The organism is Luteibacter sp. SVR4-7G, assembly GCF_056755555.1.
Genome location: NZ_JBPGXO010000036.1, coordinates 19,654 through 46,145, shown reverse-complemented (window position 1 = coordinate 46,145; position 26,492 = coordinate 19,654). Strand labels below are relative to the sequence as shown.

Annotated in this window: 31 protein-coding genes, 1 tRNA gene and 1 riboswitch; of the genes, 22 read left to right on the top strand and 10 right to left on the bottom strand. The window is 66.7% G+C overall.

Translation table 11 applies throughout. The features are described from left to right. Positions 1-106 precede the first annotated feature (106 nt). A complete protein-coding gene (locus ACR9ZH_RS13915) occupies positions 107-1,057 on the top strand; it encodes a bifunctional helix-turn-helix transcriptional regulator/GNAT family N-acetyltransferase (protein ID WP_481291352.1) in 951 nt (316 codons plus the stop codon). Between the two features lie 24 nt (positions 1,058-1,081). On the opposite strand, the gene crp is transcribed toward ACR9ZH_RS13915, so the two are convergent. Beyond that, a complete protein-coding gene (gene crp, locus ACR9ZH_RS13910; protein WP_427460509.1) occupies positions 1,082-1,759 on the bottom strand; it encodes a cAMP-activated global transcriptional regulator CRP in 678 nt (225 codons plus the stop codon). A gap of 365 nt (positions 1,760-2,124) precedes the next feature. Between crp and speD the strand changes: the two genes are divergently transcribed. The 3 genes from speD (at position 2,125) to ACR9ZH_RS13895 (ending at position 5,085) form a co-directional block, all read left to right on the top strand. Next, positions 2,125-2,910 carry an adenosylmethionine decarboxylase gene (gene speD / locus ACR9ZH_RS13905; RefSeq protein ID WP_036109987.1) on the top strand — a complete coding sequence of 262 codons (786 nt, stop codon included), beginning with the start codon at positions 2,125-2,127 and terminating at the stop codon, positions 2,908-2,910. Positions 2,911-2,997: 87 nt separating this feature from the next. Then, complete coding sequence (locus ACR9ZH_RS13900; protein WP_481291351.1) at positions 2,998-3,684, top strand: extensin-like domain-containing protein; 687 nt, start codon at positions 2,998-3,000, stop codon at positions 3,682-3,684. Positions 3,685-3,849: 165 nt separating this feature from the next. Further along, positions 3,850-5,085 (top strand): DUF2599 domain-containing protein, encoded by a 1,236-nt coding sequence (locus ACR9ZH_RS13895; protein ID WP_481291350.1) that lies wholly within the window; start codon positions 3,850-3,852, stop codon positions 5,083-5,085. An 18-nt stretch (positions 5,086-5,103) separates the two neighbouring features. Here ACR9ZH_RS13895 and coq7 read toward each other — a convergent pair whose 3' ends face one another. Beyond that, positions 5,104-5,745 (bottom strand): 2-polyprenyl-3-methyl-6-methoxy-1,4-benzoquinone monooxygenase, encoded by a 642-nt coding sequence (gene coq7, locus ACR9ZH_RS13890; protein ID WP_481291349.1) that lies wholly within the window; start codon positions 5,743-5,745, stop codon positions 5,104-5,106. A 263-nt stretch (positions 5,746-6,008) separates the two neighbouring features. Between coq7 and rplM the strand changes: the two genes are divergently transcribed. From rplM to ACR9ZH_RS13875, 3 genes are all read left to right on the top strand, one after another. Further along, positions 6,009-6,437, top strand: coding sequence for a 50S ribosomal protein L13 (rplM, locus tag ACR9ZH_RS13885; protein WP_166699779.1), 429 nt, complete (start codon positions 6,009-6,011; stop codon positions 6,435-6,437). Positions 6,438-6,446: 9 nt separating this feature from the next. Then, on the top strand, positions 6,447-6,839 hold the full coding sequence (gene rpsI, locus ACR9ZH_RS13880) for a 30S ribosomal protein S9 (protein WP_481291348.1): 393 nt from the start codon (positions 6,447-6,449) through the stop codon (positions 6,837-6,839). 54 nt (positions 6,840-6,893) lie between these two features. Continuing rightward, a tRNA-Gln gene (locus ACR9ZH_RS13875) sits at positions 6,894-6,967 on the top strand. Positions 6,968-6,999: 32 nt separating this feature from the next. Here ACR9ZH_RS13875 and ACR9ZH_RS13870 read toward each other — a convergent pair. Next, entirely contained in the window at positions 7,000-7,854 is an 855-nt protein-coding gene (locus ACR9ZH_RS13870) for a LysR family transcriptional regulator (RefSeq protein ID WP_481291347.1), read from the bottom strand. A 104-nt stretch (positions 7,855-7,958) separates the two neighbouring features. Between ACR9ZH_RS13870 and ACR9ZH_RS13865 the strand changes: the two genes are divergently transcribed. Both ACR9ZH_RS13865 and ACR9ZH_RS13860 read left to right on the top strand, forming a co-directional pair. Further along, a complete protein-coding gene (locus ACR9ZH_RS13865; RefSeq protein WP_481291346.1) occupies positions 7,959-8,450 on the top strand; it encodes a lipocalin-like domain-containing protein in 492 nt (163 codons plus the stop codon). Positions 8,451-8,632: 182 nt separating this feature from the next. Continuing rightward, positions 8,633-9,685 carry a class I SAM-dependent methyltransferase gene (locus ACR9ZH_RS13860; RefSeq protein WP_481291345.1) on the top strand — a complete coding sequence of 351 codons (1,053 nt, stop codon included), beginning with the start codon at positions 8,633-8,635 and terminating at the stop codon, positions 9,683-9,685. An 11-nt stretch (positions 9,686-9,696) separates the two neighbouring features. On the opposite strand, the gene arsN2 is transcribed toward ACR9ZH_RS13860, so the two are convergent. From arsN2 to ACR9ZH_RS13845, 3 genes are all read right to left on the bottom strand, one after another. Beyond that, a complete protein-coding gene (gene arsN2, locus ACR9ZH_RS13855; protein ID WP_481291344.1) occupies positions 9,697-10,143 on the bottom strand; it encodes an arsenic resistance N-acetyltransferase ArsN2 in 447 nt (148 codons plus the stop codon). A 72-nt stretch (positions 10,144-10,215) separates the two neighbouring features. After that, positions 10,216-10,722 (bottom strand): arsenate reductase ArsC, encoded by a 507-nt coding sequence (locus ACR9ZH_RS13850; protein ID WP_481291343.1) that lies wholly within the window; start codon positions 10,720-10,722, stop codon positions 10,216-10,218. A gap of 8 nt (positions 10,723-10,730) precedes the next feature. Continuing rightward, the gene (locus ACR9ZH_RS13845; RefSeq protein WP_481291342.1) at positions 10,731-11,051 is read right to left on the bottom strand and encodes an ArsR/SmtB family transcription factor; all 321 of its coding nucleotides are present in this window, start codon (positions 11,049-11,051) and stop codon (positions 10,731-10,733) included. 77 nt (positions 11,052-11,128) lie between these two features. Between ACR9ZH_RS13845 and ACR9ZH_RS13840 the strand changes: the two genes are divergently transcribed. Beyond that, positions 11,129-11,995 (top strand): MBL fold metallo-hydrolase, encoded by an 867-nt coding sequence (locus tag ACR9ZH_RS13840; protein ID WP_481291341.1) that lies wholly within the window; start codon positions 11,129-11,131, stop codon positions 11,993-11,995. A gap of 183 nt (positions 11,996-12,178) precedes the next feature. After that, positions 12,179-12,616 carry a hypothetical protein gene (locus ACR9ZH_RS13835; protein WP_481291340.1) on the top strand — a complete coding sequence of 146 codons (438 nt, stop codon included), beginning with the start codon at positions 12,179-12,181 and terminating at the stop codon, positions 12,614-12,616. Between the two features lie 39 nt (positions 12,617-12,655). On the opposite strand, the gene ACR9ZH_RS13830 is transcribed toward ACR9ZH_RS13835, so the two are convergent. From ACR9ZH_RS13830 to ACR9ZH_RS13820, 3 genes are all read right to left on the bottom strand, one after another. Continuing rightward, positions 12,656-13,603, bottom strand: a complete 948-nt coding sequence (locus ACR9ZH_RS13830; protein ID WP_481291339.1) for an MASE1 domain-containing protein — start codon at positions 13,601-13,603, stop codon at positions 12,656-12,658. 212 nt (positions 13,604-13,815) lie between these two features. Then, positions 13,816-14,457, bottom strand: a complete 642-nt coding sequence (locus ACR9ZH_RS13825) for an NrsF family protein (RefSeq protein WP_481291338.1) — start codon at positions 14,455-14,457, stop codon at positions 13,816-13,818. Then, positions 14,454-15,149 (bottom strand): sigma-70 family RNA polymerase sigma factor, encoded by a 696-nt coding sequence (locus tag ACR9ZH_RS13820; protein ID WP_481291337.1) that lies wholly within the window; start codon positions 15,147-15,149, stop codon positions 14,454-14,456. The genes ACR9ZH_RS13825 and ACR9ZH_RS13820 overlap by 4 nt, the downstream gene beginning before the upstream one ends. A gap of 121 nt (positions 15,150-15,270) precedes the next feature. On the opposite strand from ACR9ZH_RS13820, the gene ACR9ZH_RS13815 reads away from it, so the two are divergent. The 11 genes from ACR9ZH_RS13815 (at position 15,271) to ACR9ZH_RS13765 (ending at position 25,514) form a co-directional block, all read left to right on the top strand. Beyond that, positions 15,271-15,546 (top strand): BufA1 family periplasmic bufferin-type metallophore, encoded by a 276-nt coding sequence (locus tag ACR9ZH_RS13815; RefSeq protein ID WP_481291336.1) that lies wholly within the window; start codon positions 15,271-15,273, stop codon positions 15,544-15,546. Positions 15,547-15,550: 4 nt separating this feature from the next. Then, positions 15,551-16,387, top strand: coding sequence for an MNIO family bufferin maturase (gene bufB, locus ACR9ZH_RS13810; protein WP_481291335.1), 837 nt, complete (start codon positions 15,551-15,553; stop codon positions 16,385-16,387). After that, positions 16,384-17,118, top strand: coding sequence for an HvfC/BufC family peptide modification chaperone (locus tag ACR9ZH_RS13805; protein WP_481291334.1), 735 nt, complete (start codon positions 16,384-16,386; stop codon positions 17,116-17,118). The genes bufB (ACR9ZH_RS13810) and ACR9ZH_RS13805 overlap by 4 nt, the downstream gene beginning before the upstream one ends. Before the next feature lie 11 nt (positions 17,119-17,129). Further along, the gene (locus ACR9ZH_RS13800; protein ID WP_481291333.1) at positions 17,130-17,597 is read left to right on the top strand and encodes a DoxX family protein; all 468 of its coding nucleotides are present in this window, start codon (positions 17,130-17,132) and stop codon (positions 17,595-17,597) included. 83 nt (positions 17,598-17,680) lie between these two features. Beyond that, positions 17,681-17,944, top strand: a complete 264-nt coding sequence (bufA2, locus tag ACR9ZH_RS13795) for a BufA2 family periplasmic bufferin-type metallophore (protein WP_481291332.1) — start codon at positions 17,681-17,683, stop codon at positions 17,942-17,944. A 51-nt stretch (positions 17,945-17,995) separates the two neighbouring features. Next, positions 17,996-18,838, top strand: a complete 843-nt coding sequence (gene bufB / locus ACR9ZH_RS13790; RefSeq protein WP_481291331.1) for an MNIO family bufferin maturase — start codon at positions 17,996-17,998, stop codon at positions 18,836-18,838. Beyond that, on the top strand, positions 18,835-19,569 hold the full coding sequence (locus ACR9ZH_RS13785) for an HvfC/BufC family peptide modification chaperone (protein ID WP_481291330.1): 735 nt from the start codon (positions 18,835-18,837) through the stop codon (positions 19,567-19,569). Before bufB (ACR9ZH_RS13790) ends, ACR9ZH_RS13785 begins: the two co-directional genes overlap by 4 nt. Further along, positions 19,566-20,699 carry a phosphotransferase enzyme family protein gene (locus ACR9ZH_RS13780; RefSeq protein WP_481291329.1) on the top strand — a complete coding sequence of 378 codons (1,134 nt, stop codon included), beginning with the start codon at positions 19,566-19,568 and terminating at the stop codon, positions 20,697-20,699. Before ACR9ZH_RS13785 ends, ACR9ZH_RS13780 begins: the two co-directional genes overlap by 4 nt. Positions 20,700-20,720: 21 nt before the next feature. Next, a riboswitch (TPP riboswitch) is annotated at positions 20,721-20,817 on the top strand. Positions 20,818-20,871: 54 nt separating this feature from the next. Continuing rightward, a complete protein-coding gene (locus ACR9ZH_RS13775; protein ID WP_481291328.1) occupies positions 20,872-23,052 on the top strand; it encodes a TonB-dependent siderophore receptor in 2,181 nt (726 codons plus the stop codon). Continuing rightward, complete coding sequence (gene pnuC, locus ACR9ZH_RS13770) at positions 23,042-23,623, top strand: nicotinamide riboside transporter PnuC (protein WP_481291327.1); 582 nt, start codon at positions 23,042-23,044, stop codon at positions 23,621-23,623. The genes ACR9ZH_RS13775 and pnuC overlap by 11 nt, the downstream gene beginning before the upstream one ends. Positions 23,624-23,672: 49 nt before the next feature. Next, the gene (locus tag ACR9ZH_RS13765; RefSeq protein ID WP_481291326.1) at positions 23,673-25,514 is read left to right on the top strand and encodes an aspartyl protease family protein; all 1,842 of its coding nucleotides are present in this window, start codon (positions 23,673-23,675) and stop codon (positions 25,512-25,514) included. A gap of 145 nt (positions 25,515-25,659) precedes the next feature. On the opposite strand, the gene ACR9ZH_RS13760 is transcribed toward ACR9ZH_RS13765, so the two are convergent. Continuing rightward, on the bottom strand, positions 25,660-26,448 hold the full coding sequence (locus tag ACR9ZH_RS13760) for a hypothetical protein (RefSeq protein WP_481291325.1): 789 nt from the start codon (positions 26,446-26,448) through the stop codon (positions 25,660-25,662). Between the last annotated feature and the right edge of the window lie 44 nt (positions 26,449-26,492).

Genomic DNA, 26,492 nt, shown 5'->3' with positions numbered 1-26,492 from the left:
CCATATACGAGGTGGACGACACGACGGCATGAAGGGCGACTTCTGGCGCTTGCACGCGGCATCGCGCCACGGCTAGCCTCATCCATCTCATACGGCGAGATCTCCGATGTACCTCTCATCCCTGCGCGAGCTGGCGCTCGGCAGCCGGCTCAAGGCATTGAGCGACCAGTTCTACACGGCCATCGACGAGGTCTACCGCGCCTGCGGGGCCGGCATCGAATCGCGCTGGTTCCCGGTGATGCGCTACCTCCGGGACGTGGGTCCGACCACGGTCACCGACATGGCGCTGGCCATCGGCCAGACGCATTCCGCGGTCAGCCAGCTGGCCGACCGCCTGGTGGAGGCCGGCATGGTGGTGCGCGGGCGAGATCCCCACGACGGGCGCCGCAGCGTGCTGGCGCTCACCGACGCGGGCGAACGCGCGCTGGGTGCACTGGGACCGGTATGGCTCGCCATCCGGCGTGGCATGGCCGAGTCGCTGGGCCCGCACGGCGCGGCCATGCTGGAAGCCATCGCCGACTGCGAACAGGCCCTGCGTGACCGGCCGCTGGTGGCGGCCATCCTCGACCAGCGCGCGGCGCTCTCGCGCGCGGGCGTCGAGGTGGTGCCCTTCGAGCCGGCCCTGCGCGACCACTTCCGCCGGCTCAACCAGCAGTGGCTCGAGCGTCATTTCCGCGTGGAAGGGGTCGACCGGACCCTGTTCGCCGATCCGGAAGGGCAGATTATCGCCCCCGGAGGCGCCATCTTCTTCGCCACCTATGCGGGCGAAGTGGTGGGTACCTGCGCCCTGATCCGCGAAAGCGAAGGCGTCTTCGAGCTTTCGAAGATGGGGGTGGACGAGAACTTCCGCGGGCTGGGCGCGGGGCGCGCGCTGCTCGACGCGGCCATCGCCGAATACCGGCGGCGCGGCGGCAAGGAGCTGTTCCTGGAGTCGAACAGCCGGCTCGACCGCGCGCTCGGCATGTACGAGCGCGCCGGCTTCGTCCGCCAGCCGTCGATCCGGCCCGGCTCGCATTACGAGCGCGCCGACGTCTACATGGTCTACCGGGGCGCCTGATGGCGCTCCGGCGCCCCCGCGGCCTCAGCGCGTGCCGCGCACCACGATGGTCTTGCCGGACACGTCGATCATCCGCTCCTCCTCCAGCTGCTTGAGCACCCGGCCCACCATTTCGCGGGAGCAGCCGACGATGCGGCTCACTTCCTGGCGGGAGATGCGGATCTGGGTGCCGTCCGGATGGGTCATCGCGTCGGGCTCCTGGCAGAGGTCGAGCAGGGTGCGGGAGACTCGGTTGGTGACGTCCATGAAGGCCATGCGGCTGACCTGGCGCGAGGTGCGCAGGAGCCGCTGGGTCAGCTGGGAGCCGATGGCGAAGAGCAGCTTGGGGCATTCGGCGGCCAGGGGGCCTTCGAGCAGCTGGAACAGCCGTTCATAGCTGATTTCGGCCATTTCCACGGCCGTGCGGGTGCGCACGAGCGATTCGCGCTGCGCCTGCTCCACGAAGAGCCCCATCTCGCCGATGAACTGGCCCCGGTTGATGTAAGCCAGGATCAGCTCGCGGCCTTCCTCGTCCTCCGTGCACACGGCGAGCGAGCCGTCCACGACGTAGTAGAGCGTGTTGGCCGGGTCGCCGGGCCGGATGATCGCCGTCTTCCCCGGATAACGGCGGCGGTGGCAGGCATCCAGGAAACGCCCCATCGACGTGGGATCCGGTGCGAAGCTCGAGGGAGCCTGCGACCGTTCGAACGCCTGTTGCAACATGTATTTGAGTTGAGCCACAGCAGATTCCGTTGAGCCTCAATGGCATGGCGTCCCCTTCGGCCGCCTGCTGACGAACTTCCGTCATGCGCGCCCGACACGCCATGTCCCAGTCAGAATGTCCCTGCCCGATTATTGCAGACATCCGGGCGGCAAAATCCACCATTTGGAGGGACGGGACCCGGGCTTATTCAAATCCGTGCCCGCTTGCCCCATAATTTCACCCCCTCGGCGTCCGGACCCCTTGTCTCACGCCGTACATAAGCACCGGGCAGGCTAGACCCCGCTCGGTGCGTTCATTTTGCGGGGACCCTAGCTGCTAACCCGCGTCTGCTGCTGGCCGCTTCCCCCGGCCTCGGAGAGTCGCTGTGGTCAAACCGCTTCCCCGCCTTCGCCTGCAGGGTTTCAACAACCTTACCAAGGCGCTGAGTTTCAACATCTACGATATCTGCTATGCGGTTTCCGAACAGCAGCGGCAGAACTACATCGAGTACATCGACGAACAGTACGATGCCGACCGCCTGACCCAGATCCTCACGGATGTGGCGGAGATCATCGGTGCGAATATCCTGAATATCGCGCGCCAGGACTACGACCCTCAGGGGGCCTCGGTCACCATCCTCATTTCCGAGGAGCCGGTGGTCGAGAAGCTGGGCCGTGACACGATCTCGGGCGCCGTCGTGGCGCACATGGACAAGAGCCACATCACCGTCCATACCTACCCGGAAACGCATCCGCACAACGGCATCGCCACCTTCCGCGCCGACATCGACGTGGCCACCTGCGGCGTCATCTCGCCGTTGAAGGCCCTGAACTACCTGATCGACAGCTTCGAGTCGGACATCGTCATCGCCGACTACCGCGTGCGCGGCTTCACGCGCGACGTGAAGGGCAAGAAGCACTTCATCGACCACAAGATCAACTCGGTGCAGGACTACCTGGCGAAGCACATCCGCCAGAAGTACGAGATGTTCGACGTGAACGTGTACCAGGAAAACATCTTCCACACGAAGATGCACATCAAGGACTTCGACCTCGATACGTACCTGTTCGAGGCCCAGGCCGACGATCTCTCGTTCAAGGAACGCCAGCGCATCGAGTCGCTGCTCCGCCGCGAGATCGAGGAACTCTTCCACGGCCGCAACCTGATGTAACGAGGAGCCCCGCGGAAGCGGGGCTTCTTCTTCATGCCGTGGGAAGCGCCTCGAAAGCCTTCACGCACGCTTGGCTAGCGTGGCTTCATGCGCGCGTTCCTGCTCTTCGTCCTCCTGCTGGCCCTGGCCGCCCTCGTCTGGTCGCGCGGCTGGCGCCCGCCTGACCGTTACAACCCCTGGGCGCCGCTGGACCTCAAGGCGGAGCCGGACATGTTCCTGCGCTTCAAGCTCGCCCGGCTGGGCGAGGATCCGGCGGCCTGCCGGGCGGCGATCAAGGACGCGGGAGCGGTCTTCACGCCCGTGGCGGACCGCGTCGAGCCCAATGGATGCGGCTGGAGCGACGCGGTGCGACTGTCGGCGATCGGCCCCGCGCGCCTCGCTTCGCCTGCGACGCTCACCTGCCCGCTGGCCGCGTCGCTGGTGCTGTTCCACCGCCACGTACTCCAGCCGGAAGCGGAAGCGACCTTCGGCACGTCCGTCCGCGTCGTCGACCACGTCGGCAGTTACGCCTGCCGCAATGTCTACCACCGCGACCAGGCCCCGCTGAGCCGTCATGCCCAGGCCGACGCGTTGGACGTCACGGGCTGGCGCCTCGCCGACGGCCGGCGCATCAACGTGGCGTACGGTTGGACGCTGCCGCGCGAATCCGGCTTCCTCCACGAGGTGCAGGCGCGGGGCTGTGGTTTCTTCGGAGCATTCCTCGGTCCCGACTACAACGCCGCCCATCGCACGCATTTCCACCTGCAGGGACGCGGTTTCGGCTATTGCCGATAAGCGGAGATCGCTGTTGCCGGCCGTGCGGAGCAGCGACCGGATGGCCGTTGGCGTATCGAGTCGGCGACTCCGGGGGGAGTAGATTGGCATCCCCATCGCAGGGCGCGATGGGCCGATGACGGACGCTCGCCATCGGGGATGATTCGTCATTCAGGACAAGGACCGATGAACAGGAAGTTTGCACGAGTCGATCCGGGCTGGATCGCCGCCTTGCTCTTTGCAGGCGTTTTCGTTTGCGGATCGTGGATAGGCACCGCGCGTGCCGATGCCGAAGGCGACGCGCTGGGGGCGAAGACCGCGGCCAGTCTCCGGGCCCGTTACCTGGATACCCGCATGGATTGCGGAAGGGCTTCCACGCCGGGATTCGCATGCAACGGCGTGTTCCTGAGGGCCACGACGCCTTCGCCCGCATACAGGTTCTGGGAGCCGAGCCCGGCATCCGCGGCGAGTGGCGGGGTTTCGTTTTCGTACCTGCGCGCCGACTCGAAGTTCAGCCGGCTGGTTCGTCACGAGAATAATGGGTACATCGTGTTTGCGCCGCTCTCCACCCCTGTCAGCAGGGTGAAGGTCGGCGTCCTCTGCGCATTCCCCGTCGGCGGCGCGACCGCTACCAGGCCGCAGCTGCAAGGATGCGGCGCCAGCACCGAATCCCTGGCGAACAGCAGGCCCTGCCATGAACAGGGCATCTACACCGGCGAGCAATGGTTCGACAAGCACAGGAGACACCATTACAGCGACGTGGACGACTGCGGATTCAACGTGCGCGACGACGCGAACGAAAAGGCGACCCAGTCGTTCGCCGCCTTCATCAAGGCGCGGGCTCTCGACCACGTGGAGTCTTTCGACCAGCAAAACGAATTCCGCCTGGCGGTGTGGGATGCGCGGGAACCCGCCCGATTGCCGATCGAAGCCTTGTTCTACCTGCCAGGCGGCTTGCCCGACGCCCAGCACGACCAGAGGGATTACTGGACGGCCACGGGCCGGTTCCTGCCCATCATCGCGCTCACCCTTCCGCGCGACGGCGCCGCGGATGCCGGTTTCAGCTACAGCCCGGCCGAGCAGCTGTCTTTCCACGACGAGTTTCGCGGCGCGTACATCCGCTCCGGCGAATGGATCCACCGGTACGACCCCGGAACCAGGAGGAACGAATGGACGCTGTCGGTCCGACCCACGCCACGGGGACGCGACGCGTTGCCCGACGCGACCGATGCCGTCTACAGGGAGCTGGTCCAGAAGTTCGGCAACGACCGCCAGTGGAGGGAGAACGACGGCGGCGGCATGCGGCGCCAGCTCGTCTGCCACTATGTGATCGCGCGCTACAAGGTTCCGTGGAACCTGGAGCCGTTCCGGCCCGATGTCCCCGAGAGCGTGGCCGAGGCGAACGGATGCAATCCGCGGTAGGAATCCGTCCGGAACCGCTCAGATGCGATAGGCCACGTGCTTCATCACCGTCGAGGCGGCGTGCATGAGGCGGGGGAGCGGCCAGGGCAGGTCCACGCCGCCCCGCGCCTGGGCGGCTTCCGCATGGCGGACCTCGTCGGCCTGCATCTGGGTGAGGATGGCCCGGGAACGCTCATCCTGCGGCGGCAGGCGTTCGAGGTGGTCGGCGAGGTGGGCCTCGACCTGGCGCTCGGTCTCTACGACGAAGCCCAGGCTGACCGGATCGCCCACGGCCGCCGCGGCCACGCCGATGGCGTAGCTCCCCGCGTACCAGAGGGGATTGAGCAGGCTGGGGCGGCTGTCGAGCTGCGTCAGGCGCTCCGCGCACCAGGCCAGGTGGTCGGTCTCTTCCTGCGCCGCGTGCATCAGGTGCTGGCGGGTCTCGTCCGTCCGCGCCAAGGCGGCCTGGCCCACGTACAGCGCCTGGGCGCACACCTCGCCCACGTGGTTGATTCGCATCAGGCCCGCCGAGTGGCGGCGCTCGGCATCGCTCAGCGCGGCCTCGGGCAGGTCGGCCGCCGGCGAGCGGCGCGACGGCTCCGGCGAACCTGCGACGGCCTCCATCGCCCGCTCCAGGCCATCCAGCAGGCGATCCAGGGGGCTGAGGGTGCGGACGGACATCGGGGGCTCCAGCGTGCGGGGACGACACACGTTACAATGCCCGTTGTCACGCCCCGGGTGAAGGCATGGCGGCGGGTTGCCGCACCGCCCCCGGATGCGACAGGGTTGTGAAGGTTACCGGCCGTCATGTTATGATTGTCGGCCCGAAGCTCACCACTATCGTGGGCTTGCGCGATGAGGGAAAAGTTCGCTATTCTCTCGCGCCTTTGCTTTCACCGATTCCGTGTTCCGCCTTCCAAGGCGGCAAACCAGGTATTTTCGAAATGAAAACGTTCAGCGCCAAGCCGGAGAGCGTCAAGCGCGATTGGTTCGTGATCGACGCCACGAACAAGACCCTGGGTCGCCTGTCGACCGAGGTCGCGCGCCGTCTCCGCGGCAAGCACAAGCCCGAGTTCACCCCGCACGTCGATACCGGCGATTACATCGTCGTGATCAACGCCGGCAAGGTGGCTGTCACCGGTGCGAAGCTGGACGACAAGATGTACCACCGCTTCACCGGCTATGTCGGCAACCTGAAGACCACCAGTCTGAAGGACCTGCTCGCCACGCACCCGGAGCGCGTGATCGAGATCGCCGTCAAGGGCATGCTGCCGAAGAACCCGCTGGGTCGCGCCATGTACCGCAAGCTCAAGGTGTACGGCGGCGCCGAGCACCCGCACACCGCACAGCAGCCGCAGGCGCTGGAAATCTAAGGAATCGACATGGCTATCCAGCAGAATTACGGTACCGGCCGCCGCAAGACCTCCGCCGCCCGCGTGTTCCTCCGCAAGGGTACCGGTGGCATCGTCGTCAACGGCAAGCCGCTCGACCAGTTCTTCGGTCGTGAAACCTCGCGCATGATCGTCCGCCAGCCGCTCGAGCTGACCGACAACAGCAGCAAGTTCGACATCATGGTGACGGTCGCCGGTGGCGGCATCACGGGCCAGGCCGGCGCCATCCGCCTCGGCATCGCCCGCGCCCTCGTCGAATACGACGAAGCGCTGAAGTCGCCGCTGCGCAAGGCCGGTTTCATGACCCGCGACGCCCGCGAAGTCGAGCGCAAGAAGGTCGGTCTCCACAAGGCCCGTCGCGCCACGCAGTTCTCGAAGCGCTAATCCCGCTTCACACTTTGGTGCTCTAAGGTCAGAGCGCACCAAAGCCCGGTTTATTGGGAGATCGTCTAACGGTAGGACAACGGACTCTGACTCCGTTTATCTAGGTTCGAATCCTAGTCTCCCAGCCAAACTGAAAAACCCGCCCACGTGGCGGGTTTTTTTATGCCCCCGAAGCACTCCTGAACGCCGCAGCAAGCGTCGCCAGTGCCTGACGCGATCGCGGATCGTTGAGCGCGGAATGGAGGACGACCTGCTGCGTCGGCAGGGCAGGCAGCGCGTGCCTGCGTCCCACGTCGATCGTTCCCGGCGGCGCCGCACGCTTCGCCAGCACGGCGACGGCCCAGCCCATGCCCGCGGGAACGCCGACCAGTGCGGCGCCCTTGCCGATGAAGACTTCGGTCCATGGGATGCCGGCCGCATCGAGCGCCTGGGTGGCGGCGTTGCGGATGCTGCACGTGTCGCCCTGTGTCGACAGCGGCAAGGCCTTGCCGGCGCGCGGCTCCCATTGCGGGGCAGCCACCCAGGCGAAGGATTCCTCGAACAGCACCTCGCCGCGCCGGCGATGATCGTGCGGCTGGAGCACGATGGCCGCGTCCAGCGTGCCCTGGTCGTAGCTCGCCATCACCTCGCCGGATCCGGCGACACGGAGTTCGACGACCAGGCTGGGATCGTGTTGATTGAGCCATCCGAGCAGCCGCGGCATGTCGCTTCCGACCAGCTGGTGGCTGATGCCGATGGTAAGCCTGCGCGGGCGCGCCTCGAACGACGCGAGCGCCTGTTCCTGGGCCTGGACCAGGTCGCGGGCGGCGTCGAAGAACCTCGCTCCCTCGGCGGAAAGACGCACTTGCCGGGGTGTGCGTTCGAGCAGGCGCCGGCCGAGCTGGCCTTCGAGCCGGCGCAGCTTCAGGCTGATCGCAGACTGGGTGGTGCCCAGCGCATCCGCCGCACGAGTGAAGCTCTGGAGTTGCGCCGTAAGGACGAAGGCCCGTACCGCATCGAGATCTAGGGACTTCATGGCGACCATTTCATTTTGAAATGCCTGAAATATCTGGTCATGCGTTTTCTAAATGCATGGTAGCGCATATCCTGCCGGTCACCCCTGGAAGCGAGGATTTCCCGATGAACCTGCGCAAGGCGTTTTCTCTCGGTGGCATGCTCATGCTGGTGGCGCATACCGCCAGCGCTGCGGAGACGCTCGAAGGCACCTGGACCCTTGCCTTCGCCGACGTGGTGCACCCCGATGGCACCCGCGGACACGATTACGGCGATGCCCCCAAGGGCGTCCTGCAGGTGGACCGCGACGGGCACTATGCGATGTTCATCTTCAGTCCCGAGCGGCCGAAGTTCGCGGCGAACGACAAGGGCAAGGGCACGCCGGAGGAATTCCGCAAGGCCATCATGGGCACCAGTTCGCACTACGGCACGGTACAGATGGATCCGGCCGCACATACGCTGACCTTCCACGTCGATGGCTCGACTTACCCCAACTGGGAAGGGGCCACCCAGGTCCGCCGCTACACGATCGACGGTGACGTCCTGAGCTACGAGGTCACTGCGCGCCCGAATGGCGACATTCCCATGACGGGTTGGCGGCGGTTGCCGCGCCGGTAACGCGAGGTGAGTGCGTTGCCGTTGCGACGATTATGTCCGCGGCATAGATGTCCGTTGGAAAGTTGTCGAATGAGGCGGCGCTATACTCCATCCGCCGCATGCAAGATGCGGACAGCAACAGAGACCATCCGGCGGCAGGACGATGTCTCGCATCGAACCCTCTGGCTTCGGAGCGCGTACTCATGTCCATCGACGAAGAAAAACTCAACGCATTTCTAGGAAAGGCGGTCAGCGACATGGGCGCCGCCTTCAGCGCGGTGCTCGTCCTGCTCGGCGACGAACTCGGACTGTACAAGGCCTTGGCCAAGGAATCGCTGACACCCGCCGAATTGGCTTCCCGCACGAACACCAACGAGCGCTACGTGCGTGAGTGGCTGGGCAACCAGGCCGCAGGCGGATACGTCGATTACGACGCGGCATCCGGCACCTTCCGGCTCAACGAAGTGCAGGCCGCGTGCCTCGCCGATCCGGCAGGCCCGGTCGATCTTTCCGGCGCCTACGAGATCGCGCTCGCCTTGTTCCACACCTATCCGCGAGTGCGCGACAACTTCCGCAGCGGTGCGGGCATGGAGTGGGGCGACCATCATCCCTGCCTGTTCCACGGTGTCGAACGTTTCTTCCGCGCGGGCTACAACTCGCATCTGCTGGGCGAATGGCTGCCCGCACTCGACGGCGTCGTCGACAAGCTCGGCCGTGGCGCCAGGGTGGCCGACATCGGTTGCGGCCACGGTGCCAGCACGGTGCTGATGGCGAAAGCCTTTCCCGCGTCGCACTTCGTCGGCTACGACTATCACGCACCGTCGATCGACGTCGCGCGTGAGCGCGCCAAGGCGGCGGGCGCAGGCAACGCCACCTTCGAACAGGCGGACGCTGCGGGGTACGAGGGTCGGGATTTCGATCTCATCGCCTTCTTCGATTGCCTGCATGACATGGCCGATCCGAAGGCCGCCGCGCGTCATGCCCGTGGCGCGCTGAAAGACGACGGCACCTGCATGGTGGTCGAGCCCTTCGCGGGAAACCGTCCGGAGGACAACCTCAACCCGGTGGGGCGCGTGTACTACGCGGCGTCCTCGATGATCTGCGTTCCCGTGTCGCTGGCCCGCCAGGGTCCGGCGCTGGGTGCACAAGCGGGCGAGGCGCGGCTACGCGAAGTGATCGTCGACGCCGGCGGCTTCAGACGCTTCCGCCGCGCGGCCGAGACGCCGTTCAACATCGTGCTGGAAGCGCGTCCCTGAGGGAAGGCCGCTCATGAGTGACGTGGTTCCAGACGTTTGACCATGAGCACCGAGCTCGCAGGGCACAGGCTCGAGAACTGGCGGGTATGCCTGATCTCCTCGGGCGCATCGTTGCGGTCGAGCCGCGCGTAGCCGCAACGGTCGAAGAAGCCGTCTGCGTCGGTCGTCAGCAGGTGCAGGACCGGGATGCCGCTGGACACGGCGAACTCATGGGCCGCCTCGACGAGCGAGCGGCCCAGGCCGCGCCCGCGACCTTGCCCAGTCACGGCAAGCGAACGCAGCAACGCGTGGGCACCCACGCGTTCGATGCCCACCACGCCGACGATGCCCTTGTCGCGAACGACGAGGAAACCCACGGACCGCGCATCCGCAAGATCTTCCGTGGGAAGTCCTGCTTCCTGAAGAACACGAAGGATCGCGAGGCGATCTTCCGGCCGGGCGACTTCAACGTTGGTCATAAGCCTCCGCATGACCGATGCCGGCATCGAACCAGGGTTTGCTCCGGCGAACGATATGTACCACGGACAGCATCACCGGAAACCATGCGCGTCGGCGACCTCGCCGATCCTGCGCAGCTCGCGCTGCATGGCCTGCGCGTCGAGTCGTTCCATGGGCAAGGCGAGCAACAGGTCGATGCGTCGTTTCAGGCGGAGCCACGCGTTCCCGAACGCCTGGCGGCATTCTTCCGCCGGGCCCGTCACGGCGGCAGGATCCGGTACGCCCCAGTGCGCAGTCACCGGTTGTCCCGGCCAGATGGGGCAGACTTCGCCTGCCGCGTTGTCGCAAACCGTGATGACGATGTCCATCGATGGTGCGCCGGGTTGCGCGAATTCGTCCCAGCTCTTGCTGCGCAAGGGCTCGTCGTAGCCCGCCTTGCGGGCGAGTTCTTCGGCGAACGGTTGCACCTTGCCGGAGGGAAAACTGCCGGCGCTGTACGCGCGGAACCGGCCGCGTCCGAGGAGGTTGAGCAAGGCCTCTGCCATGATCGAGCGCGCGGAGTTCCCGGTGCAGAGGAAAAGTACATGAGTGACGGGCATGGCAACGCTCAGCAACAGGAGGTGGAGGGGCACCCCGCCACCGCCGACCCGCCGCAGCAGTTCTCGGTGAGGTACGCCAGCAACCCATTCATCCGGGCATAGCTCGCACGGCACTGGATGCCGCGCCCGCGGCGTTCGTCGGTGACCAATCCTGCCCGGCGCAGGATGTTCAGGTGACTGGTGAGCGTGGCGCCGGGCAAGCCCGTGGCCTGGCCCAGTTCGCCCACGGAAAGGCCGGCGGCTCCCGCCTGGACGAGGAGGCGGAACAGGTGGAGGCGATGTTCCTGCGCAAGGGCGCCGAGACAGTCGAGGGCAGTCGATGTTTCCATTATTCTAGATTTATAGAAATATCTGTCGCCGTCAAGGCTTGGGCTTAGAATGCGGGAAAAAAGCCGGGACGACAGCCGTGGCCACCCCCGATGTCAAAGCCTTCTTCGACGAAGCAAGCAACACGTTCAGCTATGTTGCCTGGGACCCCGCGACGCAACAGGCCGCGGTGATCGACAGCGTTCTCGATTACGACGCGGCCGCGGGGCGGACGAGTCATGTTTCGGCTGACGTTATCGTCGACTTCGTCAGGGCCCACGGGCTCCATGTCCAGTGGGTGATCGACACTCACGTGCATGCCGACCATCTGTCGGCCGCGAGATACGTGCAGTCGGTGCTAGGCGGGCGCGTCGGCATCGGTGAACGCATCGTCGCCGTGCAAGAGACATTTGGGAATCTGCTCAACGCGGGCGCGGATTTTCCGCGGGACGGCAGCCAGTTCGATCATCTCTTCAAGGACGGCGAGCGTTACCTTCTCGGCAGCATCGAGGCGGTGGCCTTGCATACGCCGGGACACACGCCAGCCTGCATGACGCATGTCATCGGCGATGCCGCATTCGTAGGCGACACCTTGTTCATGCCCGACTACGGTACGGCGCGGTGCGACTTCCCTGGAGGAGACGCGCGAATCCTTTATCGCTCGATCCAGAAGATCTTCGCGCTTCCCGACGAAACGCGCATCTTTCTTTGCCATGACTACAAGGCGCCGGGGCGCGATCGATTCGTCAACGAAACGACCGTTGCGGAGGAACGCCGCGACAACGTCCACCTTCGCGATGGCGTGGACGAAGAAACGTTCACCGCCATGCGCACGGGTCGCGACGCGACGCTGCCGGTGCCGCGGCTCCTTCTTCCTGCGGTGCAAGTGAACATGCGTGCGGGCATCCTGCCGCCGGCTGAGGCGAATGGTGTCAGCTATCTGAAGATTCCTCTCAATCAGGTCTAGCAGACCTGCTGTCCGGAATGTCGCTTCCGGACAATGTATGCGCTAATTCGGCACGCACAGCCGCATTGGCAGGATTCATGCGGGAAAGTGGCCTCGCTCGTTCGTCTATACAGCACGGACGGGTTGCACGATCTGACGCCGTCCGAGCGCAGACTGCATAAACCAACCACGAGGATCACTGCCATGCGTAATCCCACCCGCAGCTTGCTTGCGTCGCTCGTCGTGTTTGCTCTCGGCATCGGTGCCGCTCATGCGCAAACCGCCATCTCCGGCCTCGGCCAGTCCTGGCCAAATGCCACCGACGTGAGCACGAATCCCAACTACCATGTCTATGTGTTCGAGCGTGGCGGCACACGCTACATCCAGGTCAACGATGCCAGTGGCGCCGTGCGCGGCGCGTTCGCTCGCACGCCATACAAACTGACGGGCCTGCCCATCGGTACGGACACGCTCGCCACCCCGGATGAACCGCTGCCTGCGCCTGCCAGCACAGCTGTCCAATTGGTCTACGACGATGGATCGGTGCAGCTGTTCGTCGCGCCACAGACCGATGGCACCGCGCGACTCATGCTGGTTCCCGCCGACTGCAAGAACAATCCCGTGGAATGCACGGGTCGATAAACGCCGTAGCAAGCCGCCCGTTGGGGAGTGGCAGGCTCCTCAGCGGCGGCGTCCGTGGACGGACAGTTCCTGGGTTGCTAGAACGTGCAGGGCCGCCTGCCGCCGTGCGACACGGACACCGAACAGGAGCGACGTGGTGATGATGAAGGACAGGACGACCTGGGCCTGGATCATCGCGGGATCCTGCAGCGTGAACGCCGTCGATGCGATGGCGATGCTCGCGAGGAGGGAGCTGATGGAGGCGCCGTGCCAGCCATGCCGCAACGCCATCACGATCACGGGCAAGCCCATGGCGATGCGCGCACATTGCAGCGCGCCGTCGCTGGTGAACGACGTCAGCACCGTAAGCAAGGCCAGCAAGGGCAGCGCGATGAGCATCGTGTCGCGGAACAGCGGACTCTGCTTCACGGCACGCCACGTGACGACGCCCTGCGGCTGACCCGCCAGGCGCTCGCGGAGTGCGACGATGGTGGGAGCCAGTGCCAGCGCGCCGAGATAGGCACCGAGGAACCACACGAGGAAGATCGGAACCGTCATGACGGGGCCGGGCGAACCATCGCCCATCACCACCGTCGTCAGCACGAGGGAGTTCTCCCCTGCGGTGACTGCCGCACACAGGAGGGTGACGGAAACGATCAGGCTCATGTTGATCTGCCCGTCGCTCAGCACCAGCGGCGCGCGGTTACGCATCCACGCAACGACAGGCATGCAGAACACGATGGGTGGAACGGATGCGGCCAGCGCCCACACGATGCCGAAAGCGGAGGTATGCAGGAAGGCCATTTCCGCAACGGGAAGGGCTTCGCCGATGGCCAAAGCCGGCCAGAAGCGTCGCGGTACCAGCAGGAGACAGGCCAGCCTCAGCCCTGCAGGCAGCATCCAGTGCGAGAACGAAAAATGGCGGGTCAGCTCGTAACAGGCCGCATAGGCCCCTGCCACGGCGAGGTAGCGCCCCCAGATCAACGGATCCCTGTTTGCTCTGACCACGTCGTTCGCCCCTCTGGCTTACGTCCTGGGATGATTGGCCAGTGATGACGAGGCACTTCATACGCCGGCCGTGCGTTCGGTTCGGGATCCTGGCGGCACCAGGAAGATCCCGACCGCACGTCTAGTTTGAAGGTATAGCGGCCCGTCCGCCATCGACTGAACGGCGTTTTCGACGATTTGCCGAATACGCGCCCGGATTTCTCGCGATATGGCTACCAGCGCAAGGCGCGCGGACCGACCAGGGCGCCGAGGGCGGCGGGGATGAGCATGCCCAGCAGGTACCAGGTGGACCAGAACGGCGGGGCCATTTCCGGGCAGTGGAGACAATAGGCCACGGTGCCGGTGGCGCCGGAGAGCAAACCCACCGCGGCGCCGGCCAGCCGCGGTCGCACCGGCGCCATGCCCCGGACCGCCCAGAGCATCGCGACGAACGCCGGCATGGCCAGGATAGCGATGAGGATCGGACAGACCCGCCAGGTATGGCCGAGAACCAGCGGTATGTGGGTACCCGGCGCGGCGTGGGCCAGCACCCAGCCCATGGCTACCCAGCCGATGGCGACCGGTGTCGCAAGCACGGCCCACGCGCCACCCACGTGGACGCCCGGGCGGGACAGGCGCGCCGTGACCCAGAGAGCCGCAGCGGCAATGGCGCTCGCGTAGCCCAGACGGAACCAGAAGGTCGGCATCGCCATGGCCTCTTCGATATCCGGGCGCACGCCAAGCAAGACGACCATCAGCAGCAGCGCCGCCGCAAAGCCGGCGATCCAGGCCAGGAAGAAGCGGCGCGCGGGCCCGCGGCGGTCCACCGGGGGCGTCTGGGTCGCGAGCAGGGCGATCAGATCCTCCGTTTTCATGACTGCCGCCGGATGTGCGAGGCGAGGGCCTTCAAGCCCCGATGCACGCCGACCTTCACGGCCGACTCGGACATGCCGCTGCGCTGGGCGGCCTCGGCGACGGACAGCCCCTCGAGCTTCACCAGTTGGATGGGCACGCGGTGACGGTCGGGCAGGGCCTCGAGCAGCATGCCCACGTCGCGCCGCGCATCCGCCGGCTCCACATCGGAGGCGACGAAAAGGCCGCCGTCGTCTTCGAACGGCTCGTGCAGTGCCTCTCGGCGGGAATGGGCGCGGAAGAAATCCATCAGCTTGTAGCGGGCGATCGCATGAACCCAGGCAGTGAGCGGCTGCTCCGTGCGGTAGGTATGCCGTGCGTTGTGCACGGCCAGCAGGGTTTCCTGCAGGATATCCTCCACATCCGCTTGCGCGCGGGGCAACCGGCGGCGGAGGTGGGCGCGCAGGTGGCCCGACAGGCCTTCGAGGAAGCGGCGGTAGCGCGCCGCGTCGCCGGCGAGGCCGGCGATGAAGCACGCGCGCAGATCGGCTTCGGCGGGCGATGTGCCCACCGTTTGTCCTTCCCCGACGACCTGCCGCTTTTTCATCGGCAGGGGTCTATCCGTGCTGCGTCTGACATCGCAATGACCTGGACGTATGGGAACGTGCCGCGATGCCGGTAAGACCAGGAACCAGGGCGACGCGTCGATGCTCATGTCCGGAACTTCGTTCCATTGGCCTTTCCGGTTACAAGCGCCGCACGCTGTAACCAGACCGGGCCTCCCGGCGAACTCTTTCAAGACCCGGACACACCGTCCGGTACCCAAGGAGTTACGCATGAACCGTCACGCCGTCACGCTCGCCCTGACCCTCGCCGCACTGGCGACCGGGGTTGCCCACGCCGACGATAAGGAAAGCGCCAAGCCCGCCATGGAAAAATGCTGGGGAGTCGCGAAGGCGGGACATAACGACTGCGCCGCCGGCCCGGGCACCACATGCGCGGGCACCGCGAAGGCCGACTACCAGAAGAACGCGTGGAAGCTCGTGCCGGCCGGCACCTGCACATCGATCAAGACGCCGGACGGCCACGGTTCGCTGACGAAAACGGACTGACCCCATGCCCGTGCCGCTCGCTGTAGGCATGGGCTTCAAGCCGCAGCACATCGACGACGCGCTGCATTGCGCATCGCCCGGACTGTGGTTCGAGGTGCATCCGGAAAATTACCTGGCCGAGGGCGGTCCGTATCCGGCCATGCTCGATGCGCTGGCCGAGCGGCACCCCGTGTCGCTGCATGGCGTGTCGCTTTCGCTCGCCGCCGCCGCGGCGCCGGATGCGCAGCACCTGCGCCGTCTGCGCCGGCTCATCGATCGCGTGCAGCCCGTGCTCGTGTCCGAACACCTGGCATGGTCGGCGTGGAACGGAACCTACCTTCCCGACCTCCTGCCGTTCCCGCGCAGCCACGAGGCACTCGCGCGTGTCGTGGAGAACGTACAGCGGAGCCAGGACGCGCTTGGGCGCCGGCTCTCGCTGGAAAATCCATCGCATTACCTGGCCCTCGAAGGTCACGACTGGAGCGAGACCGAGTTCCTCGCCGAACTGGTCCGGCGTAGCGGATGCGGGCTGCTTCTCGACATCAACAATGTTTACGTGAGCGCACACAACCTCGGCATGGACGCGCGCGCATACCTCGACCGGTTCCCGTGGCACGCGGTGACCGAGATCCACCTCGCCGGCCATGGCGTCGACGACGGCCTCGCGGCCGGCCTGCTGGTGGACTCGCACGACGCTCCGGTTGCCGAACCGGTATGGGAACTCTATCTCCATGCCCTGGCCATCGGTGGCGCGCATCCGACGCTCGTCGAGCGGGACGGCAACGTGCCGGCGTTCGACACATGGCATGACGAATGCCTTCGCGCGAACGCCTTGCTCGGCGCATACCGGGCGGCGGCATGAGCGGACTCGCCTCGTTCCAGCACGCGTTCGCCGCCGCGCTCTTCGATGAAGCACCGGCGTTCGATCCGGCAGCCCACCCAGCCTTCGCGGTCTACCGCAACACGGTGATGCGCGCCTGCCTGGACGCGCTGGAAGCCAATTTCCCGAGCGTCGTCTGCCTGGTCGGCCGCGCGTGGTTCCGTGCCGCCGCCGCGATCCACGTCGCGTCGGAACCGCCGCGCGACGCCCGGCTCGTCGCCTACGGGGCAGCGTTCCCGCGATTCCTCGGCGGCTTCGCGCCGGCCTCCGGGCTGCCGTACCTCGCCGACGTCGCGCGGCTGGATCGCCTGTGCTCGGAAAGCCTCCACGCCGCCGACGCGACACCGCTCGGCACACGACACCTGGCGATGCGCGCTCCCCCGGCACTGGCCGGCACGCGCCTGCGCCTGCATCCGGCCACGCGCTGGTTCGCCTCAAACTTTCCGGCGTACACGATCTGGAAGGCAAGCCGTGCGGGCCAGCCCGTGGGCGACGGGCTTCGCTGGGAGGCCGAACACGCCGTCGTGGTCCGCGTGGCGCACGAGGTGCGCGTCCTTCCGGCGGGCGCCGTGGACATCGCGCTGCTCGAGGCCTGTCTTGCCGGCGCCACGCTGGGCGAGGCCACGATCGCGGCAGCTCGGGCGCATCCGGACGCACGCATCGACCTCATCCTTTCCGGGCTCCTGCAGTCCGGCGCATTCGCCACGTCATGAAGGAGCCCGCCATGGCATCCACCGTTGTCACACCCGTCCGTCCCACCTTGCGCAGCCGCTGGAGCACCGCGGCCGGTCACCTGGAGCGGTGGATCGGTCATGACCTGCTCGCCTTCGTGGCACGCCTTTCCATCGCCGCCATCTTCTTCCAGTCCGGACGCACGAAGGTGGAAGGTCTCCTCACCGTCACCGAGGGCACGTACGAATTGTTCCGTACCGAATACCGCTTGCCGCTGGTGCCGCCGGAGATCGCCGCCCACATCGCGGCCAGCGTGGAGACCTTCGTCCCCGTCTTGCTGGTCCTCGGCCTCGTCACGCGGCTTTCCGCAACCGTGCTTCTCGGGATGACCGCGATCATCGAGATCTTCGTTTACCCCGATGCATGGCCGACCCACCTTTCCTGGGCGGCGATCCTGCTCTACCTCATCGGGCGGGGCGGCGGCCGCGTCTCGCTGGACCGGGCTTTCGGCATCCGCTGAAGGTATGCTCTGTAACCGGCGGGCCCTGCCCAGCGAATCCGACCATGCCATCCGGCAAATCATCCTGTCACGGAGAACGATCCATGAATACCGCCACCCACAGCATCGCCGCGGCCGCCGCCGTTTTTGCCGTCTCGGTCGCCGCCATCTCGGCTCCGGCGCATGCCGCGGAGCAGGGCGCCGGCAAGACGGTGCATTGCTACGGTATCAATACGTGCAAAGGCACCTCCGACTGCAAGACCGCCCACAACGAATGCAAGGGCATGAACAGCTGCAAGGGCCAGGGCTTCAAGGAACTTTCGGTGAAGGAATGCAAGGCCCAGGGCGGCAGCGAAACCGCCAAGTAAGTCAGGCTGCCCGGCTTCCCCGCGAAGCCGGGCTCTTGTCCGGAGCGCTGCATGTCCCATCCTTCACCCACACCGTTGTCCGGGTTCGGGCTAGGCCTGCGCATCCCGCATTACAACGACGTGATCGAGACCGCCCAGCCGGTCGATTTCCTTGAAGTCATCTCCGAGAACTTCATGGTCGAGGGCGGGAAGCCGCTCGACGTGCTCGCCGGCGTCCGCGCGCGTTACCCGGTCGCCCTGCACGGCGTCTCGATGAACATCGGCTCCGGCGACGGCGTCGACATGGATTACCTGCGGCGTCTGCGCCGCCTCGCGGATCGCATCGAGCCGATGTGGGTATCGGACCATCTCTGCTGGACCGGCGTGGACGGTTTCAACTCCCACGACCTCCTGCCGCTGCCGTATACGGAAGAGGCGCTCGACCTTGTCGCGTCCAACGTGCACGCCGCGCAGGATGCCCTCGCCCGGCCGCTGGTGCTGGAAAATCCCTCAACGTATGTCGCGTTCCCGGAGGCGGGCATGAGCGAGGCCGCCTTCCTCACCGAACTCTGCGCGCGCACCGGCTGCTACCTCCTGCTCGACGTGAACAACATCTACGTGAGTGCGACGAACCACGGCCTGGATCCCGACGACTGGCTGCAGCGCCTGCCGCTCGAACGTGTCCTGCAGGTTCATCTGGCCGGACACAGCCAGGGGCGCGACATGCTGGTCGATACCCACGATGCGCCCGTATGCGATCCGGTATGGGCGCTCTATGGGCGCTTCGTCGAGCGCCTGGGAGATGTCGCGGTGATGATCGAGCGCGACGATCACATCCCACCGCTCCCGGAGCTGCTGGCCGAGCTTGCGCACGCGCGCGAGCTGGCCAGCGAAGCACGCCGGCGCGCGGCATGAATATCAGGGAACGGCAGCGCGCTTTTGCCGCCGCGCTCACTACCGGTGCGATACCGGAGGGTATCGATGCGCGGGGCATGGCCATCTACGCGAACAATTACCGCGCCCAACTTCTCGCAAGCCTGCGCGATACGTTCGGGAAGACCTTGCTTTGGCTTGGCGACGATGCGTTCGATGCCAACGCGGCGCGTTATATCGACCGCCATGCGCCTGCGTCGTGGACGCTCGACGCGTACGGCGAGCATTTCGTCCAATGGCTGGAGGACGCCTATCCCGCCGACGTCGAGGTGGGGGAACTGGCTTGGCTAGACTGGCACCTGCGCCGTGCGTTTTCCGGCCCCGACGCACAGCCGATGGAAGTGCGCGACCTGGTCGCCGACGACTGGGATCGCGTGGAGATCGATTTCGTGCCGACGCTGCGCTTTCGTTCGATGCTGAGCAACGCGGTCGCCATCTGGCGAGCGCTGGCGGACGAAGTGCCACCTCCCCCTGTCGTCATCGTCGATGCCGGCGTGGGCGCCCGCGTCTGGCGACAAGGCCTGTCCCCGCGCTTCGCCAGCATGACCGCCGATGAATCCTCCTGCCTGGACCTGGCCCTGGCGGGTGCCAGCTTCGGCGAAATCTGCGCCAGCCTGCGCCGCACGCACGACGAAGAGCAGACAGCCCGTATCGCCGGCGGCTGCCTGGGCGCCTGGACGTCCGAAGGGATGATTCGTAGTCTGCGTCGATGATCGACGACGCCCATCTCTCGCACGGACTCGCCGGCGACCAACTGGAACCCGACTGGCCACCGCTGACGGCGGACGAAGTCGCCGCGGCGGTCGCGCGCGTTCCGTCGCTGGGCGAACTTCGCTCCGTCGACTGGCGAAGCCCAAGGCCGCTTTCTGCCGCCGCGCTGGCGACAACCGCGACGGGACGCGTCTTCGTCAAGCGCCACCACCGCGGCGTGCGCGACGAAGCCAGCCTGGCCGAAGAACACCGTTTCGCCATGGCTCTGCGCGAGGCCGGCATCCCGGTGCCGCGCATCCTCGGCGATGCCGGAGGCAATACCGTTTTCGGTACGCGGCATTGGGTGTACGAGTTGCATGAGCCCGCACGTGGCGTCGACATCTATCGCGACGCGTTCTCGTGGTCGCCGATCGGCGGCAGGGGACATGCGCTCGCGACGGGAAGCATGCTCGCGAGGTTGCACTGCGCGGCGGAAACGTACGACGCACCGCAACGGCAGACGCAAATCCTCGTCGCCCGCGCTGACATCCTTGCTGCGAAGGATCCACTGGCGACGCTGGCAGGCCAGCTTCCCGCACGCCCGGCCCTGGCGCGCTACCTCGATGAGCGTGACTGGCGCGGCGAGATCGGCTCGGCCATCGCGCCATGGCATGGGCGCGCCGTCGATGCGCTCGCCCGGCAGCCCCGGCTGTGGACGCATGGCGACTGGCATGTATCCAACCTCTGCTGGAGCGGCGCGGAAGACGATGCGACGATCACCGATGTCCTCGACTTCGGGCTCAGCGCGGCGACGTTCGCCCTGTTCGACCTCGCCACCGCCATCGAACGAAATGCCATCGCCTGGCTGGAAATAGAGGGGGGCGACATCGCGCGGCACGACCTGGCCCTCGCGATCGTGGAGGGCTACCGCGCGGTACGGCCGCTGGACGCCGCTGCGCTGGCACTGCTGGCAGACCTGCTGCCCCTGGTGCACCTGGATTTCGCCCTCTCCGAAGTGGAGTACTTCGAGGGCATCACGCAGCGGCGAGAGCACGCGGACGTGGCCTACCACACCTTCCTCCGCGGCCATGCGGCATGGTTCGGCGGACCTCACGGCCGGGCCTTGCTCGAAGCGATCCGCAGCGCCGTCTGAGGATTCGTGGTTCAATAGGCGTTCTAGAAGCGGGGGTGCCCGGCGAACGCCGGGCTGAGAGAGTCCCTTGGAACCTGACCCGGTTAGCACCGGCGTAGGGAGCTTGCAGAACCCCGGAGGCCGTTCGCGCCCGTGGTTTGCCGTCGCTTCGTCCGTGAACCCGAAGACGACGATGACTCTCTCCCGTACCCCGCTTTTCCTGGCCCTGCTGCTCCCCGCCACCGCCGCTCACGCTGCCGACGAGGCGGCGACCCCGCAGCAGGCGCGCACCCTTCCGGCCGTGGATGTCCACGCCAGCACCGCGAACAGCTACCGTGCCGCGGATTCGCAACTCGATACCTTCGGCAGCTTCGGCAGTGCGCCGCTGCACGACACGCCCGCGGCGATCACGGTGATCACCCGCGCCCAGATCGACGACCGCCAGCCGCGTACCCTGAGCGAACTGGTGCGCGGCGATTCGGCGGTCAACGACAACTACGCGCCGGCGGGCTATTACCAGGACATCTCCATCCGCGGCTTCCCGCTCGATCTCGCCACGGGATTCCGCTTCAACGGCATGATCATGTCGGCGGAACAGCTCCAGGCGCTGGAAGGCAAGGAGCGGGTGGAGATCCTGAAGGGGCTCGGCGGTCTGGAAGCGGGCGTGGTGGAGCCGGGCGGCCTCGTGAACTACGTGAGCAAGCGCGCGGCGGACGTGCACACGGTGACGGTCGGCACGGACTCGCACGGATCGAACTATGAAGCGCTGGATCTCGGCGCCTGGTTCTCGCCCAGCTTCGGCATGCGCGTGAACGCGGCCAACGAGAAGACGCACTCGTACGTCGAACATGCCGACGGACGGCGCAGCTTCGTCTCCGTCGCGGCGGACTGGAAGATCAGCGACAAGGCCACGCTGCTGCTGGACACCGATTACCAGACCAGCGGCCAGCGCTCCGCATCGGGCTACCAGTTGCTTGGAGGCACCGGCATCCCGCAACACCCGAGCCGCACGCGGTTGCTCGGCTACCAGCCGTGGCAGCGCCCGGTCGGCATTCATTCGAGCAACAGCTCGCTGCGTTTCAATTACCGCTTCAGCGATACCTGGAACGCGCAGGTATCGGCCGGCCACAGCCATACGGTGATCGACGACAACGTCGCGTTCGCCTACGGCTGCTTCTACGCGGCATCCTGCGCGTCGGGTGCCACGCCGGGATACTTCTTCGCGCCGAACGGCGATTACGACGTCTACGACTTCCGCAGCCCGGACGATACGCGGCAGAACGACGAATTGCGCGGCGTGCTCACGGGAAGTTTCGCGACCGGCGCGGTGGACCATGAAGTCAACCTCGGCGCCACGTCGTTCCGCCGCACGCTGGACCAGCGCCCTTACGTTTACGACTACGTCGGCACCGCGAACATCGACGATCGCGTCGTGCCCGTCTTCGATCCCTCGCCCAATCAGCCCGGCCCATCGGTGCGCCGCCTGACCAGCTGGCAGCGCACGCTGTTCGCCATCGACAGGATCCACCTGGGCGAACACTGGCAGGTGCTGGCTGGCGCGCGCCACGTGCGCCTCGACGAGCGCTCGTATGACGATGCCGGCGTGCCCGACCGCCGGACGGAGATGAGCAAGACGCTGCCCCAGGCGGCCGTGCTCTGGCAGCCGACCGAGCCGCTCACCACCTACGTCAGCTACGGTGAGGGCCTTTCGCTCGGCCGGGAGGCGCCGTACTGGACGTCGAACGGCGGCACGACGCTTGCGCCGCTGCATTCGCGCCAGGTGGAAGCGGGTGTGAAATACGCGGTGAGCGATGCGCTGGACCTGCAGGCAGCGCTCTATCGCATCAGCCAGTCGTACCAGTTCGCGCGGCCGGACGGCACGCCGGAAGGTTTCACCTTCGTGCAGCAGGGACGGGAGGTGCACACGGGCGTGGAGCTGAACCTCGCCGGCCGCGTGAGCGACGACCTGCGCCTCACCGCCAGCGCGAACTTCATCCGCGCCCGCGCGGAAGACACCGGCGTCCCGGCCTACGAGGATCACCAGGTGGTGAACGTGCCCCGCTGGCGCACGGCGGTCTACGCCGATTACAGCCTTCCGTTCGCACCGGGCCTCGCGCTGCTCGGCGGCTGGCGCTACGCGAGCGCCAACGTCGCCACGCCGGACGGCACCCGCCGCGTTCCCGCCTATCATGTGTTCGATGCGGGCCTGCGCTACGCGACGAGCGTGGACGGTCACGCGCTGACGTTCCGGTTGAACGTGGACAACGTCTTCAATCATTTCTACTGGCGCGACACCGGCAGTTCGGGCGGCGACAGCTACCTGTTCCCCGGCATGCCGCGACTTGCGCGCCTGTCGATGACCTATGACCTTTGAGCTGTCGCCCTTCGAAGTCGCCGCCGCGCTGGTGAGCGCGGCGGGCGTGTGGCTGACCGCGCGGCGCAGCCCGTGGTGCTGGCCGGTCGGACTGGCTTCGGTGGCCGCGTACGCGTGGATCTTCGTCGACGCGAAGCTCTACTCCGACACGCTGCTCCAGGCGATCTTCGCCGTCTTGATCCTCTACGGGTGGCATCGCTGGCTGCGTAACCTCGACGACAGCGGTCATGTGCGCGTGGCCGCGCTGCCGGTGCGCGATGCGGCGCTGCACCTGGCGATCGGCACGGCGGCCGCGCTTGCGCTGGGCTATGGCATGCATCGCTATACCGATGCGTCGCTGCCGTGGCTGGACGCGGCGCTCACCGCCTTCAGCCTCGTCGCGCAATGGTGGCAGGCGCGACGCCACGCGGCGGCCTGGTGGCTGTGGATCGTGGTGGACGTGTTCTACGTGGGCGAGTACGTCTACAAGGCGCTGCCGGTGACCGCGGTGCTCTACGCGGGCTTCATCGTGCTCGCCGCGATGGGGCTGAAGGCGTGGCGGCGTACCCTGACGTCTGGCACCCGCGCCTGAGGAGAGTGTTCCCTAGGATGCGGTGAAGCCCGCACGACGGAGGTGAACGATGCGCGTGTCCCTGCTTCTCCTGCTTGCGCTTGTGGTCCCGGCCGTCTCCGCCGCGGATCTTCCGCCTCCGTTGCAGGCTGCACGAACCGCCGTGGCACCGGCATGGAAAGCCCACCCCGCCTTCGTCGCGGAGGGGAAGCAGGAAAGCGAGGGGCTGCAGAGTTCCTGGCGCGAGGCGGTGGACCGGCGGACTGGCAGCTGGCGGGTCTCGGTCACCCATCCGGCGCGTTCCTATGCGGACGGCGCAGACGGGAAGGGGCGGTGGCACCAGGACGTTTCCGGCGGCGTGCACGCCTTCGATTCGCGGGAGGCGCTCCCCGTCGCGGTGACCGAGGCGTGGTTGCTGCGCATGGGCTGGCTGGATGAAGACGACACGACTTACTCGGCGGTCGCCCCGGACGGCGGACTGCTGCGTGTGGACGCGACACCACACGAGGGACGTACCGTCACGCTGTGGATGGACCGCCAGAACGGACGCGTCGTGCGCGCGCGGTGGCGCTCGTCGTTCTTCACGGTGACGCGCGAGTTCGGCGATTACCGCGATACCGCCGGCGTACCCATGCCTTACCGCATCGTCACCGTGGCCAGGACGGACAGCGGTACGGAGGACAGTAACGAGACCGTGCGGATCGGCCGCTACAGCTCGCCGGATGCCACCGCCCTGGCCACGGCGCTTCCGCGTCCACCGCTGCTGCCAGGCGACGTGGTCATGCGCAACAAGGCGCACGAAGCGTCCACGCCGATGACGCTCGAAGGCGGCGCCCTGCTGGTGGACGTCTCCATCAACGGCGCGAAGCCGTTGCCCTTCATCCTGGACACCGGCGGCCACGCCATCCTCACCGAAGCGGCGGCAAAGAAGCTTGGCATCGAGGGGCAGGGCAAAGGCGTGAGCACGGGCTCCGGGCCGGGCTCGATGTCTCTCGCTTACGCGCACGTCGCCTCGATGGCGCTGGGCGATGCGGAACTTCACGACCAGACCTTCCTCGTGATGCCGTTCGGATTCAGTTTTTCCGATCGTGGCGAGCGCGAGCCCATCGCCGGGATTCTCGGCCTCGAAGTGTTCGAGCGGTTCGCCGTCACGTTCGATTACGACGCAAAGCGGTTGCGCCTCGTTCCTTTCGACATCGGTACGGCGCCGCTACCCGGCACGGGCACCGCCGTGCCGCTGCGCTTCACCTTCGACATGCCGCTGATCGACGGCGCGCTGGACGGCAAGCCGGGCGTGTTCGGCATCGACACCGGCAACAGCGGGCACCTCCTCGTCTTTCCGCAGTGGGCGGAGCGTAACGGCCTGCTCGAGCGCTATAGCAAGGGCTACGCCCTGGGCGGCGGCGGTGGCGTGGGCGGCGCCTTCGTCTCGCGCATTTCGCACATCCAGTCGCTGGGCATGGGCGAGGTGACCGTTCACGGGCATGTCGCCCAGCTGACGCCACCGAACGCGGGCGCGACAGCCAACGTCAGCGAAGCCGGCAACATCGGTCAGGACGTGCTCTCGCAGTTCCTCGTGCACATGGACTACCGCCGTGGCGCGATGTACCTCGCCCCACGTGTATCGAAGCCCGGGGGCCCATGGAACCTCGAGCCGGGCATGCGCGTGGGCCGCAAGGAAGACCGGCCGGACCGTCTTACCGTGGCCTTCGTCGTCGCGGACAGCCCCGCTGCCGAAGCCGGCATCAGGAGCGGCGACGCCATCCTTTCCGTCGACGGCGTGCCAGCGGCGAAACTGGGCGGGTGGGGCTGGCGCGACGTCGTCAATACGGCAAGGCCGGGACAGAAGCTGGTCCTCGGCATGGCCAGCGGCCGGACGATCACGCTGACGCTCACCGATTTTTCAGAATAGTTCCATGGGCTGGAATCGCTGACTCACGCATCATGGACGGGTCGCCGCAGGCTGGCACCGCGGTGGGCTCAAGGACTTGAGCTCCCGGTCCGCCAGCCAGTGAACGGCACGGCCGGGGCGTGGGACGCGCCCCGGCCGTTCTGCATCAGGGCTGTGGCTTCTGCGAGGTGCCCCAGTCGCCGGGCCCGAAGGACAGGTGCAGCACGGCACGCGCGGCGTCCTCGCGCGGCGGCTCGTATCGAAGGGTGGTGCAGCCGTTCACCTTCTGTCGTTTCGGCGACAGTGCGCCCATCCCCCCGCAGGTGCCCACGCTGACGATATCGAGGCCATCCAGCAGGCTGCCGATGAAACGGTCCGCGTTTTCCGCCAGCGAGTCCACCGCTTCCACCGCCGTGCTCAGGCGGATCTTCACGAAGTAGAGTTTCCGGTAGAAGAGATAGGCGCGCGAGGTGAGCATGTCCTGCTGCGCGTCGAACACGATCGGCAGGAAGCGGCCCTCGAGTTTCTTACCGCCCGGCAATACCGCCGTGTATGGACTTTCGTCGCCCCACCACACGTTGCGATAAATCTCCTGGCGCTCGGCGAAGGCCACGGATTCGCGAAAGTCGTCCATGGCTCGGCGCAGCATCGTCGCGTTGTCGCCTTCGCCGGCCGGGTAGATGAATACGTCGGCGATGATCCACTCGGCGTTGTCGATCCTGTAGCGCAGGGATACCCCGGCGGCGATGTCGCCTTCGTCGGCATAGTTCTTCACGGTGACGAGCGTGGCGTCCCCCAGCCGCTTGGGCGCGATGATCCAGGTGTCGTCCACCACGCCGCGATGCTCCCCGGTGGCAGGCTCCGCCAGCGGCGGGCTCGCCGGGGCTTCCTGGGCATGCGCGGCCATGCCCGCGCACAGGCCCAGCAAGATCGGGATTGCCTTCCACTGCGACATCTTCACCACTGTCCCAAGATCATTCGAACCCCAACCCCGCGCGC